Origin of the sequence: Acinetobacter sp. AOR18_HL (genome assembly GCF_027855145.1) — a bacterium.
In the GTDB taxonomy this organism is placed as follows: domain Bacteria; phylum Pseudomonadota; class Gammaproteobacteria; order Pseudomonadales; family Moraxellaceae; genus Acinetobacter; species Acinetobacter pittii.
This window is the reverse complement of the sequence record NZ_JAKTIG010000031.1, coordinates 309,291-322,243: the sequence shown is the minus strand read 5'-3', so window position 1 is coordinate 322,243 and position 12,953 is coordinate 309,291. Positions and strand designations below refer to the sequence as shown.

Sequence of the window (12,953 nt, the reverse complement as noted above, 5' to 3'; positions counted from 1 at the left end):
ATGGGTGAGTAGGTGCATGCTTATTTGATTTGTGAAATTGAAATTTTGATGGGTTGTTTTTGCTTGAATGCTTGGGGAATAGCATCTAGTTTTCCAAGAAAAATGAGGCCATTGGCATAACCAACATGAGAATCTTTATAGAAAAAAGCTAGATTACCCCAAGGAGCATAATAGGTAAGATCACCTGCTTTTCCGGCATATCCATGAGGCGCGTTTTGTGTAGTTAGCTTGGTGGGTAGATCAGCTATTTTTTCAGTAGAGTCATAATCTTTAAGGATTAATGTCAAAGGAAGCTGTTTAGCAAAATCTTCAACAGTAGGTGACATGGCTAATGTGGCAAATAGCGGTTGCTGTGCTCCATCTATATCAATACGGATTTTCATCATCGATCCCCTTTGTTGATTTTTACTTTGAGGCTTTATTGCATAAGAAGCGGAGGTCACTGAGAACAAAACACATAGGCTGACTAAGCCTTTAAAAAACTTATAACTAGCCATATCAACTCACCTCGCTTCTTTAAGAAAAAGCACATAAATGCAATGAAGCTATTTATTCTTTAACGTAAAGATATGAGTGGAATTTATTAATTTTTTACAATAATAAAATGACTCATAATAATCGCCTCAGTTTATTTAAATCTTCATATTTACTGCTTGAGATGGATTTTAACGAATCTTCTTTTTAATAATTAGTCTAAAAAACAAACATGGACTTATGAGTAATATTCATGAATAGTTTTATCCTTTATAATGAGGTTGACTCCCCAATAAGAGATAAAGCAGATGATAAATAAAGAAAACTATAATGATCTTTATGCTTTTTTAATGGTGGCAAGAGAGGGTAGTTTTACTAAAGCCGCAGGGAAAATGGGAATTTCACAATCTGCGCTAAGCCATACGATTCGGGGTTTAGAAGAACGTTTGGGAATGTTACTCCTGACCAGAACTACACGTAGTGTTTCACCTACAGCAGCAGGCGAAAGGTTGAAACAAACGATTAGTGCTAGTTTTGACCAAATCGATAATGAATTATCCCTTTTAACTTCATTTCGAGACCAACCCGCTGGTACGGTTCGGATTAATGCTAGTAGCCATGCGATACGGGAAGTGCTGATTACAAAACTTAAAAAGATTGCGGGTGATTACCCAGATGTGCAAGTTGAACTAACTGCCAATAGTGGGATGGTCGATATTGTGGCAGAGCGCTTTGATGCAGGCGTTCGTTTCGGAAGCCGCGTAGCTGATGGCATGATTGCAGTACGTATTAGTCCAGATGTCAAAATGGCGGTAATAGCAACACCAGCATATTTTGAACAATATGGAATTCCTAATACTCCTAAAGATTTAATCAATCATCAATGTATTGGCTATCGTTTAACCACCCAAGGCAGCGTGTATGCGTGGGAATTTGTGAAAGATGGTCAAGAGACAAAAATCAAAATTCAGGGGCAATGGATATTTAATGAAAGCTACGATATCGTCGAGGCGGTTAGAGCAGGATTTGGACTTGCTTATATTCCCGAAGATTTGATTCGAGGGGATCTAAAAGAAGGGAAGCTGATTCAAGTTTTAGCAGAGTACAGTATCCAGTTTCCCGGATACCATTTATACTATCCACATCGCAGACAGCTTTCACCTGCATTACGGTTGGTTATTGATGTGCTACGTGAGTAGCATTCCGCCATGTAATATAAGCAGTCATCGCGCCTAATAGCAAAATAGTTGCGCTCATATAGAACGTGGCGCTATAGCCATGTGAGTCATATAATAATCCACCTATAGTTGCACCTAGGGTAATTGCAAATTGAATAATCGCAACCATCAAACCACCACCAATTTCGGCATCTTGATGTAGTGTTTGGGCAAGCCATGTATTCCATGCAACAGGTGCCGACGTTCCAATAAAGCCCCATAAACCCATCAATATAGCAACAAACCATAAATGCTCACCACCAAATACAAAAGCTCCAGCAATCACTGCCATGATGAATGGAATAAGAATCAGATAACGATAAACATGTTGGTGGAGGATTAAACTAATTACAAATGTACCCACTAAACCTGCTAAACCCAATATTAATAATAAAATGGATAGCATTGTCGCATCGACATGAGTAACGGTTTCTAGAAATGGGCGTAGATAGGTAAATAGCGCAAATTGACCCATAAAGAGTAATAAAATTCCGGTCATCCCATAAAGTACAATTGGGCGTTTTAGTAAACCAAATGGATTTTTAGATTTCTCGGCCGACAATATTGCAGGAAGAGAAGGCATACTTTTAAATTGCCAAATAAGTGCAACAATCGCGATGGGGACAATACAGAAAAAAGCACCACGCCAGCCAATAATTGAACCCAAAAAACTTCCTAATGGTGCTGCAATTGTGGTGGCTAGAGCATTTCCGCCATTTAATAAACCGAGTGCTTTAGGTACTGAAAGCGGAGGAACGAGTCGCATAACAATTGATGTCGACATTGCCCAAAAACCACCAATCACTACGCCTAAGATTGCACGGCCCAACATAAACAAAGCCGCAGAATGGGCAAATGTAATGATTATGCCCGAGGCAATCATCAGTAGGGTGAGTAATAAAATGATATGACGTCGGTCCCATGCCTTAAATACACGACTAATAGACAGGCTGGTCATCACAGCAAAAATACCAGAAATTGCGATTGCTTGACCCACTTGACCTTCACTCATATTTAAATCTGAAGAGATGGGGGTGAGTAAACTTACGGGCATGAACTCAGATGCAATTAATACTGCGCAGCAGAGCGACATTACAAAGACGCCACCCCAGGCAGGTGTTGAATGTTCATATGTGCTTTGCTCAATTTGATGAAAAGAAGACATAAAAGTTCCAATCTCAAAACCATTGAATTTTCATAAATGAAATGAATAAAATCTGGTCGCAGAGCTTAACAGTAACGATTTGAGAGGATTAGACACTGAATTACGAATAGAATTATGAGTTTTATGCATGAATTGTATTTAAAAAGCATACAGACTCGCTGCTAAAAACAGGCTATTTTTTTACACTTAGATTTGTTCTTATAGATAAAGATTATACAAAGTCATTTCTAAATAAATATGAGTCGTAATACGAGGAATTCATTGTGAATATTCAACAAAAAGATGATACAAAACACGGCAGCTTTAGCTTACTTGATGGTGAAACCGTTGCAGGCGAAATGACTTATACATGGGCAGGCGAAAGCATGCTAATTATTGATGCCACAGATGTGAATGAAAATTATCGTGGACAAGGCGTAGGGCGCCAATTACTTGATGCCTTGGTGGCTTTTGTTCGTGAAAAAGACGTAAAAGTAATTCCTCTTTGCCCATATGCTAAATCGGTTTTTGATAAAGACCCAAGCATTGGCGATGTACTTAGAAAGTAAGCAATAGATTAAAAATTATTTAAGAAAAATCGGGCGTTGGTGTCCGATTTTTTATTGGCTTTATTATTGATGTTTGTTTAAGTGAATATGTTTTGAGCGCTTGTATTCAACTGATTCGAAGGTTTTCGATTGCCAGATCGAATTTATCAAACTTATAGAAAAGCTTATCTAATAAAAATAGTTTTAGACCAATTGGGAAAAAAATAAACTCGTTGCACAAATATTTAATAGCTGATGAAAGCTAAATATTTATAACGTTTTAATATTATTTTTGGAATTTTCCTTGAACTGGCAGTATATCCATAGTGTGTTGCCGCAATTTTTCTCTGCAACTTTGACCACGCTGAAAATTTCAATTATCAGCATTATTTTGGCAATTATTGTAGGGCTAATTTGCAGTATTTTAATCACATATCGCGTGCGGGTGCTAAATAGAATTGCCCAGTTCTATATTGAGTTATCTCGAAATACCCCTTTATTAATTCAACTATTCTTTTTGTATTACGGTTTGCCAAAGCTGGGTATCAAAATTGATGGTTTTGCCTGTGGTGTGATCGGACTAACCTTTTTAGGCGGAAGCTATATGGCTGAAGCTTTCCGAGCAGGTTTGCAGTCCGTTGCAAAAGGGCAGATTGACTCTGCAAAAAGTATTGGTCTACAACCGATTCAAATTTTTAGATATGTTATTTTCCCTCAAGCACTGGCTATTTCAATTCCGGCAATAGGGGCAAATTGTCTATTTCTAATTAAAGAAAGTTCTGTGGTCAGTGCAATTGCTGTCGTTGAATTGCTTTTTGTCACCAAAGACTTAATTGGCATCGACTATAAAACCACCGAAGCTTTGTTCTTACTCATCATGGCTTATCTGATTATTTTATTGCCCGTGTCTATTTTAACCAGTTATCTGGAGCACAGAAGTCGGAAGGTGAGCCATGGAACTTGATTATCTATTTCAAGCGAGTCACCTCGAACGTTTAATGTGGGGACTTTGGGCAACTGCAAAAATTGCATTTATTTCAGTGTTTTTCTCTGCAATTTTCGGCACAGTTTTCGGCGTCATTATGACGTCTAAAAACATAGTCGTTAAAGCATTGTGCCGCCTGTACTTAGAAGCCATCAGAATCATTCCGATTTTAGTTTTGCTATTTGTGTTTTATTTCGGCTTTGCGACATGGTTTAACTGGCAGTTTTCCGCAATGTGGGTGTGCGTCGTTGTATTTGTTTTATGGGGCACCGCAGAAATGGGCGATTTGGTTCGTGCAGCCATTACCTCGATTGATCAGCATCAACGCGATTCGGCCTATGCGCTCGGACTAACTCATGTTCAAGCTTTGATCTACGTCATTTTTCCGCAAAGTTTAAAACGAGTAACGCCAGGCGCGATTAACTTATTTACCCGAATGGTGAAAACCAGCTCTTTGGCAGTGCTGATTGGTGTGGTTGAGGTGATTAAAGTGGGTCAGCAAATTATTGAAAATTCGCTGTTGACCGTGCCGAGCGCTTCTCTTTGGATTTATGGCTTTATTTTTATTTTGTATTTTCTGATTTGCTATCCCTTATCTCGTTTGGCGGCACATTTAGAAAAGGTCTGGGAGTAATTATGCCTTTGTTATCGATACAACAATTACAGAAATCATTTGCACAAAGTCATATTTTACAGGGCATTGATCTGGATGTAGAACAAGGAGAGGTGGTTGTTATTTTAGGTCCATCGGGCTGCGGTAAAAGTACCTTATTGCGCTGTATTAACGGCTTAGAACCAATTCAGGGTGGCGAAATTCGTTTAACTGGCTCAGGTGTTTTGGGCAAAGATGTGGACTGGACTAATGCTCGTCAAAAAATTGGCATGGTTTTTCAAAACTATGAGCTATTTGGGCACATGAACGTCATTGACAACATTTTGCTGGGGCCACTTAAAGTACAAAAACGCCACCGTGATGAAGCAGAACAAGTAGCAGATGAGTTGTTAAAGCGAGTGGGATTGTTTGAGCGAAAACTCGATTATCCACGACAACTTTCTGGTGGACAAAAACAACGTATCGCTATTGTTCGTTCACTGGTCATGCAACCTAAAGTCATCTTGCTTGATGAAATCACTGCTGCGCTTGACCCAGAAATGGTTAGGGAAGTGCTTGATGTAGTCCTTAAATTGGCGAATGAAGGAATGACCATGTTGATTGTGACACATGAGATGTCCTTTGCCCGCAAGGTTGCTGACCGCATTATTTTTATGGATAAGGGCAAGATTATTGAACAGGCTTCACCAGAAGAATTTTTTGAACAGCCGAAAACAGAACGAGCGAAAGCCTTTCTAAATATTTTGTCGTACTAAATTTTTATTATTTGAATCATGAGGAAGTGAATGTTTAAACGTAATTCAATAAAAATATTAAGCAGTCTTGCCGTTGCTGGGGTTTTATTAACTGCATGTAGTAAAACGCCATCAACTGAACAGGCAAGTAATGCTCAAGAAGACCATTCTCTAGAACAAGTCAAAAAAAATGGGGTTCTACGCGTTGCCGTTTTTGCCGATGATCCGCCGTTTGGTTATGTAGATAGTGCGGGGAATAATCAGGGCTTTGATGTGGCTTTAGCAAAACGGGTGACTAAAGATTTGCTTGGTGATGAAAAGAAAGTTGAGTTTATTGTGACTGAAGCTTCAAATCGGGTGGAGTTTTTAAAATCAAATCGAGCTGATGTTGTATTCGCGACATTTACGGTAACTCCTGAACGCAAAGAGGTTGTCGATTTTGCCGAGCCTTATTTAAAAGGTGCTTTTGGCATTGTATCTCCTAAAGCCAAACCGATCACTGACATTGCCCAATTAGAAGGTAAAACCTTAATTGTCAATAAAGGCACAAGTTCGGATACCTACTTTACCAAGCATTATCCGAAAGTAAATTTACTTAAGTTTGAAAGAAATTCGGATGCCTTTAAAGCCTTAACTGATGGTCGTGGTGACGCGATTTCACAAGATAGTACCTATGCTTTGGCATGGGCCGCGAAGAACCCAAGTTATGTGGCAGGTATTCAGTCTATTGGTGATCAAGAATTTATTGCACCAGCAGTTAAAAAGGGTAATACCCAATTGTTGAATTGGCTCAATACTGAAATTAAGCAGCTCAGAACAAGTGGTGAAATTAAGAAAATTTATGATGAAACCTTGAAACCAATTTACGGTGACTCAGTCAATCCGAATGTGTTTTTAGATGTAGGCCAATAATTTTCTATATCGCTGAGGCAGTGCCTAAAAGTAGGCACTGCGATTTTAAATAAGACTTTTACAAGAACGATAGGGTGAAATAATGACAATATTAACATTTCAAAACGTGAAGCATATTTTAGCTGCGTCTTTACTGAGTTTAGGTTTAGTTGCATGTGACAAAGGAACTCAGTCTACTGAAAAAACGGCAGATACCACACAAACTACGTCAAGTATTGAACAGATCAAAAAGAATGGCGTGGTACGAATTGGCGTATTTAGTGATAAACCGCCGTTTGGATATTTAGATGCTCAAGGTAAAAATCAGGGTTTTGATGTAGAAATTGCCAAGCATGTCGCTAAAGATCTGCTCGGTGATGAAAACAAAGTCGAGTTTGTTTTAACTGAAGCGGCTAACCGTGTCGAATACTTAAAAGCCAATAAAGTGGATATTATTTTTGCAAACTTTACTGTTACACCAGAACGCAAAGAAGTGGTCGATTTTGCTAAGCCTTACCTAAAAGTGGCGCTAGGCGTGGTTTCTCCTAAAAGTCATCCGATTACCGATGTGGCTCAACTTAAAGATAAAACTTTATTGGTAAACAAAGGGACGACGGCTGATTCATTCTTCACTAAGACTCATCCTGAAATTAAGCTACAAAAATATGAGCAAAACACTGAAACTTTTGATGCTTTAAAAGATGGTCGTGGTGCTGCGCTTGCACATGATAACTTGCTGGTTTTAGCTTGGGCTAAAGAAAATCCAAATTACACCGTTGGCATTACCAATTTAGGGGAGCAGGACTTAATTGCACCAGCAGTGAAAAAAGGCGATAAAGAGTTATTGGACTGGTTGAACCAAGATTTAGAGAAACTGGCGAAAGAAGGCGTGATTCATCAGGCTTATGAAAAAACGTTAAAACCAGTGTATGGCGATACGATTAATCCAAAAGATTTATTGGTTGAGTAGTTTTACTCATAGCCCTTAATGACTAGGATTCTAGATAGTATTTGCTTGAGCTAGGATTCATCTACAGCCTGCCCATAATTTATAAAGATAATGTTTTTGCAATATTTTTTATAGATGGAAACAGTGGTCAGGTTCTGTAGATGAGAAAGTTTTTTTGGTTACTTTTTTCAAAAAAAGTAACAGAATTAGCTGCTTACTTTAGAGATTTAAAAGTAGGATTCCATCGTGCTAATTCCTTGACTTTGTATTACTTTAACTTAAATAAAGTCGGCTCTGCTGCTAATTTATCTGCCAAATATTGAATTAACACACTTAATTTAGGCGGGACATGCCGTGTCGGTGGGTAAAGTAACCACAGCCCGCCACTATAATAAGTTTTAAAATACCAATCTGGTAAAACCTGAACTAAGGTACCTTGTTGTAGAGCATGGCGTGCAACGAAGTACGGCAAGCTCGCAATACCTAAATGCTGTAATGCAGCACTCAAACGCACACCCGTATGATTTGCAGCATAACGACCACGCACGGCAACACTTATCGATTTATTTCCTTGTTGAAATTTCCATTTTGAGTCACTGGCTTGTTCACCTAAGTAAATACATTCATGCTGCTTTAAATCATGAGGGTGGTTCGGTATGCCATGCTTGGCCAAATACTCAGGCGTAGCACAAACCAAGTGATCAATATCAATGAGTTTTCGACCCATAAGGCCACCGGGTGGTTGCTCTGTAATTCGAAGTGCTAAATCGACTCCATCATCAATGAGATCTACATAGCGATCTTCTAAAAGCATTTGTATATCAATTTTAGGGTAGCGTTCTAAAAACTCGGGTAAATGCGGATGAATCATAAAATGTCCCACAGCTTTGGGAACACTCATACGAATAATACCTTCTGGCTCGACATGAAATTGACCCGAACTTTCCATGACTGCTTGTGCCGCATTTACCATATCTAAACAACGTTGATAGACCTGTTGTCCACTTTCACTTAAACGAAGTTTCCGTGTAGTCCGATAGAGTAAGCGGGTACCTAAAGCACGTTCTAAACGGGCAATCGCGCGGCTCACAGCAGAAGGTGTTGTACCTAGCTGGCGTGCAGTTTCAGAAAAGCTTTCTGACTCGACCACCTTAACGAAGGTCGCCATTTCATTTAACAGAACCAGACTTTGATTTGTGCTCATGAGGCAAAAGTTATTTGGATTTTGATTGGATTATCGCGTCTAAAAAATCGCAATACAATCTTTTAAGTGATTTTCAGGAACTAAATTGTTATGTGGCAGTTGTATGGACATGAGTTTTTAACGCTGGCTCTTATTCACTTTATGGCGGTGATTTTACCGGGACCAGATTTTGTGATTACGGTAAGGCAAAGTGTACGTTATGGCTACCTGATTGGATGTCTGACCGCAATTGGTATTGGTGTCGGAATTTCAGTCCATGTGTTTTATACACTTGTTGGTATTGGCTTTTTGATTCAACAAAGTGAATGGCTGATGTCACTGATCAGAACAGCGGGGGCAGCTTACTTAGTATATTTAGGATGGCAGTGTTTACGTAGCCAACCGAATACCACTATTGAGATTAATGGCTCAGCAGACAGTGACACGCCGAGTTTGTTTAAAGCTTTTACGATGGGTTTTCTTACCAATGCGTTAAACCCAAAAGCCACAATCTTTTTTCTAGCAATTTTTACGACGATTGTAAGTACGGCTACACCAATGAAAGTTCAGGTTTTTTATGGGGTCTGGATGTGTATGGTCAATGCCATCTGGTTTATGGTAGTGAGTCTACTGTTTGCTCAGCCTATTGTACGTAAACGGTTTCTGGAATTTGGGGTTTACTTTGAGCGGGTAATGGGAGTTTTATTAATTGGGATTGCATTGAGATTGATTTGGGGATTGTTTGTTTAATTGCAGTGAGTATTTAATGGGGGTGCATAAGTACGATTTTAGATTGTATATAGTTTTTACGGCGTTCATACCAGTATTTGCTTGTGCTAAATTTCATCCACAGCCTGCCCATAATTTATAAAGATAATGTATTTGCAATATTTTTTGAAAAATGAAAACAGAGAACAGGTTCTGTGGATGAGAAAGTTTTTGGTTACTTTTTTAAAAAAGTAATGGAATTAGCTACTTTCTTTGGAGATAAAACGGTAAGACTTCGCCGTGATAATTACTTTAAATTGTCTAGAGTATTAATAACTCTTAGCTCGAGCCGAAGGCTAACCTAGAAATCGAATTTTAAATAATAAAACTCCGCCGTGATAACTGCTTTGACTTGTTACTTCTAGATATAACTTTTGAGCTCAAGTAGTTAATAAATAATCCATAAAAAAGACCACTCGAAAGCAGTCTTTTTTAAATAAATTTAGCTCGTTCGCCTATTACGTGTCAGTTGATGTAACACTGACACCAATAAATCAATTTCTTCAGTTGTGTTATAAAAAGCCAAAGACGGACGCACGGTCTGTTCTACACCAAAACGACGTAAAATTGGCTGTGCACAGTGATGGCCAGAACGTACGGCAATACCATGTTGATTTAAAGCTTTACCGACTTGTTCAGTTGAATAGCCTTGTAAAGTAAAGGACATAACACTTGCTTTGTGATGTGCCGTTCCGATCAGGCGTAAACCTGACACACTACTCAGCGCATTTTGACCATATTCGAGTAGATCATGTTCATAGCGAGCAATGTTATGAATACCTAGACTTTCAACATATTCAAGTGCAGCACCTAAGCCGACAGCATCGGCAATGTTCCCAGTTCCAGCTTCAAACTTGTTTGGTGCAGGTTGGTAAACTACTTGTTCGAAGGTAACATCCTGAATCATGTTACCGCCACCTTCCCAAACAGGCATGCTTTCTAGCAACTCGGGTTTTGCATAGACCGCGCCAATGCCTGTCGGCCCAAACACTTTATGTCCAGAAAACACAAAAAAGTCTGCATCAAGAGCTTGTACATCGGTAGGGATGTGCGAAACAGATTGCGCACCGTCAACTAAAACACGTACACCTTTGGCATGGGCAATTTTAATGACTTCAGCAACAGGTGTGACTGTACCCAAAGCATTCGAAACTTGAGTAATCGACAGCAGTTTAGTGCGTTCATTAATCAGTTTTGGCAACTCTTCTAAAATAATCTGGCCCGTGTCATCCACAGGAATGACTCGTAATTTCGCTCCAGTTTTTTTAGTGAGTTGATACCAAGGCACAATATTGGCATGGTGTTCTAAGTGAGAAACGATAATTTCATCACCTTCGCCAATATTTTGCTCACCCCATGTTTTTGCAATCAAGTTAATGCCTTCGGTTGTTCCTCGAACAAAGATAATTTCTTTAGAAGAGGGTGCACCAATAAATCGGGCAACTACATTTCTTGCATGCTCATAGGCATCGGTTGCACGAGCTGCTAACTCATGTGCAGCACGGTGAATATTTGAGTTTTCATGTTGATAAAAATAAGCAATCCGGTCAATCACGCGCTGCGGTTTTTGTGTAGTGGCAGCATTATCCAACCAGACCAGAGGTCGGCCATTGACGCGTTCCTGTAAAATTGGGAAGTCGCGACGTATAGCATGTACATCGAGTGGTTGAGCACTACTTGCTACAAAAGTGGGTTGCGATGGTTGATAGTGACTATAACTTTGTCCACTTTGAGGCAAGTCTAAAAAATAAAATCCAGAGCTTGCCGAACTTTGGGGAGACGTGTTCGTTGCAAAACGATCTTCCGTCAGCAATGATTTCAGCTGGTCACCATGTGGCAATTGAAAAGACTGTGCAACCGAATAATTATCTTCAACACCTTTAACAGACGGTTCTGCTGTATTGGGAGCAGAAAAATCATTTAAAAAATAATAAGGTGATTCACCTGCACCAGTGGGTAAGTTTGGTTCAATGCGTGGCACATTGGGTTCACTATGAGCAGCTTGTGGTAAATGTGGTTCAAATGGTGGGCGTGGCAAATTAGCTCCACCAACCACAGGCGCAGACGCTACAATTCGGCGTTCAGGGTAGTCTGGCAAATTTGGAATATGCTCAGGATATTCCGGATGAAGACTTTTCTGAAAGGCGATATTGGGTGCACGACCACTGAGTGCAGAAAATGGTTCACCCGGTTGTGGTGGATGAGGTGGCGCTCCGATAGGTAAGTCCAAGTTAAGGCCCGATGGAGAAGCTGAACTGCTTGAGCTTGGTAATGCTGAAAAAAACTCATTAGCAAGACGAGCAATGGTGGACTCATCAGGGAAATTGGCTGGTGGGTTAACACCAGTCACTTCAGGCCCCGTTGGACTACCTTGCAGATTACTTGTAGTTAACTGGGTAGTCATGATATTTGTCCACCTCCACATCATCTAATACTGCCAACGCATCATCAGTGAGTACTGCAAGTGAGCAATATAACGAGATTAGATACGACGCAATCGCGTTACGGTTGATTCCCATAAAGCGTACTGAAAGCCCTGGTGACTGTTCACCAGCAAGACCCGGTTGGAACAAACCAACAATCCCTTGACGCTTTTCACCTACACGAAGCAGCAAGATTTTAGTTTTGCCATCTTCTACAGGAATTTTATTTGATGGAATGAGTGGAATACCGCGCCATGTAATGAATTGCGAACCGAACAGACTAACTGTTGGAGGCGGTACACCACGGCGTGTACATTCACGTCCAAATGCTGCAATTGCATCAGGATGCGCTAGGAAAAATCCCGGTTCTTTCCAGACTTTACGTAGCAAATCATCAAGATCATCTGGAGTAGGTGGGCCATTTAAAGTCGAAATACGTTGTTCATCTGTCACACTTGCCAGTAAACCGTATTCAGGGTTATTGATAAGCTCACTTTCTTGACGTTCTTTAATGGTTTCAATCGTTAAACGGAGCTGTTCTTTAATTTGGTCGTGTGGGCTGCTGTAAAGGTCAGCAACACGTGTATGTACATCTAAAACAGTAGATACACCATTTAAAAAGTATTCACGTGGTTCTGGGTCATAATCAACAAAAGTTTGAGGTAAAGTTGCTTCATCACGTTGTGTGCAAGCGACTTGAATATCATCGGTATTATTTACACGGTTTAAGCGGTAGATACCTGCTTCAACAGGAAGCCATTGAAGTAAGTGAGTCAGCCATCTGGGAGTAATTGTAGAAAGTTGGGGAGCAGTTTTGGTTGCATTGGCCAGTTGACGGGCTGCGTGGTCCCCCAGCGCAAGTTGGGCTTTGTCAGTATTTTTCGCCATGAATCATTTTTCCTTATTACAGTGGCTTGGTTATAAAATGTTAAATTTTTAAATTATCGTGTTAACAGATTAGAATTAAATATTCGATTTTCAAAATATGAATAAGGTATAAATAAATGAATACAGGTCACTTATT

Annotated in this window: 14 protein-coding genes; 8 read left to right on the top strand and 6 right to left on the bottom strand. The window is 39.7% G+C overall.

The window, feature by feature from the left end; all coding sequences use genetic code 11:
- Positions 1–20 precede the first annotated feature (20 nt).
- The gene (locus tag MKL51_RS09695) at positions 21–497 is read right to left on the bottom strand and encodes a cyclophilin-like fold protein (protein ID WP_025468445.1); all 477 of its coding nucleotides are present in this window, start codon (positions 495–497) and stop codon (positions 21–23) included.
- Positions 498–782: 285 nt separating this feature from the next.
- Between MKL51_RS09695 and MKL51_RS09690 the strand changes: the two genes are divergently transcribed.
- Entirely contained in the window at positions 783–1,673 is an 891-nt protein-coding gene (locus tag MKL51_RS09690) for a LysR family transcriptional regulator (RefSeq protein WP_017481574.1), read from the top strand.
- On the opposite strand, the gene MKL51_RS09685 is transcribed toward MKL51_RS09690, so the two are convergent.
- On the bottom strand, positions 1,651–2,856 hold the full coding sequence (locus MKL51_RS09685; RefSeq protein ID WP_017481575.1) for an MFS transporter: 1,206 nt from the start codon (positions 2,854–2,856) through the stop codon (positions 1,651–1,653). The genes MKL51_RS09690 and MKL51_RS09685 overlap by 23 nt on opposite strands.
- Positions 2,857–3,119: 263 nt before the next feature.
- Here MKL51_RS09685 and MKL51_RS09680 point away from each other — a divergent pair, with 263 nt between their 5' ends.
- Positions 3,120–3,404 (top strand): GNAT family N-acetyltransferase, encoded by a 285-nt coding sequence (locus MKL51_RS09680; RefSeq protein ID WP_001025680.1) that lies wholly within the window; start codon positions 3,120–3,122, stop codon positions 3,402–3,404.
- A 106-nt stretch (positions 3,405–3,510) separates the two neighbouring features.
- Here MKL51_RS09680 and MKL51_RS09675 read toward each other — a convergent pair whose 3' ends face one another.
- Positions 3,511–3,624, bottom strand: a complete 114-nt coding sequence (locus tag MKL51_RS09675; RefSeq protein WP_078225548.1) for a hypothetical protein — start codon at positions 3,622–3,624, stop codon at positions 3,511–3,513.
- Positions 3,625–3,687: 63 nt separating this feature from the next.
- Between MKL51_RS09675 and MKL51_RS09670 the strand changes: the two genes are divergently transcribed.
- From MKL51_RS09670 to MKL51_RS09650, 5 genes are all read left to right on the top strand, one after another.
- Entirely contained in the window at positions 3,688–4,347 is a 660-nt protein-coding gene (locus MKL51_RS09670) for an amino acid ABC transporter permease (protein WP_017481576.1), read from the top strand.
- On the top strand, positions 4,337–5,002 hold the full coding sequence (locus MKL51_RS09665) for an amino acid ABC transporter permease (RefSeq protein WP_000418066.1): 666 nt from the start codon (positions 4,337–4,339) through the stop codon (positions 5,000–5,002). The genes MKL51_RS09670 and MKL51_RS09665 overlap by 11 nt, the downstream gene beginning before the upstream one ends.
- A 2-nt stretch (positions 5,003–5,004) precedes the next feature.
- Entirely contained in the window at positions 5,005–5,736 is a 732-nt protein-coding gene (locus tag MKL51_RS09660; protein ID WP_001130360.1) for an amino acid ABC transporter ATP-binding protein, read from the top strand.
- 30 nt (positions 5,737–5,766) lie between these two features.
- Positions 5,767–6,627: a transporter substrate-binding domain-containing protein gene (locus MKL51_RS09655; RefSeq protein WP_000476790.1), complete on the top strand. Its 861-nt coding sequence runs from the start codon at positions 5,767–5,769 to the stop codon at positions 6,625–6,627.
- A gap of 82 nt (positions 6,628–6,709) precedes the next feature.
- Positions 6,710–7,576 carry a cysteine ABC transporter substrate-binding protein gene (locus tag MKL51_RS09650; protein WP_017481577.1) on the top strand — a complete coding sequence of 289 codons (867 nt, stop codon included), beginning with the start codon at positions 6,710–6,712 and terminating at the stop codon, positions 7,574–7,576.
- 247 nt (positions 7,577–7,823) lie between these two features.
- Here MKL51_RS09650 and MKL51_RS09640 read toward each other — a convergent pair whose 3' ends face one another.
- On the bottom strand, positions 7,824–8,759 hold the full coding sequence (locus MKL51_RS09640; protein WP_017481578.1) for a LysR family transcriptional regulator: 936 nt from the start codon (positions 8,757–8,759) through the stop codon (positions 7,824–7,826).
- A gap of 90 nt (positions 8,760–8,849) precedes the next feature.
- Between MKL51_RS09640 and MKL51_RS09635 the strand changes: the two genes are divergently transcribed.
- Positions 8,850–9,488, top strand: coding sequence for a LysE family translocator (locus MKL51_RS09635; protein WP_017481579.1), 639 nt, complete (start codon positions 8,850–8,852; stop codon positions 9,486–9,488).
- 460 nt (positions 9,489–9,948) lie between these two features.
- Here MKL51_RS09635 and MKL51_RS09630 read toward each other — a convergent pair whose 3' ends face one another.
- Both MKL51_RS09630 and MKL51_RS09625 read right to left on the bottom strand, forming a co-directional pair.
- Entirely contained in the window at positions 9,949–11,910 is a 1,962-nt protein-coding gene (locus tag MKL51_RS09630; RefSeq protein WP_017481580.1) for a family 2A encapsulin nanocompartment cargo protein cysteine desulfurase, read from the bottom strand.
- Positions 11,885–12,817 carry a family 2A encapsulin nanocompartment shell protein gene (locus tag MKL51_RS09625; RefSeq protein ID WP_017481581.1) on the bottom strand — a complete coding sequence of 311 codons (933 nt, stop codon included), beginning with the start codon at positions 12,815–12,817 and terminating at the stop codon, positions 11,885–11,887. The genes MKL51_RS09630 and MKL51_RS09625 overlap by 26 nt, the downstream gene beginning before the upstream one ends.
- Positions 12,818–12,953 lie beyond the last annotated feature (136 nt).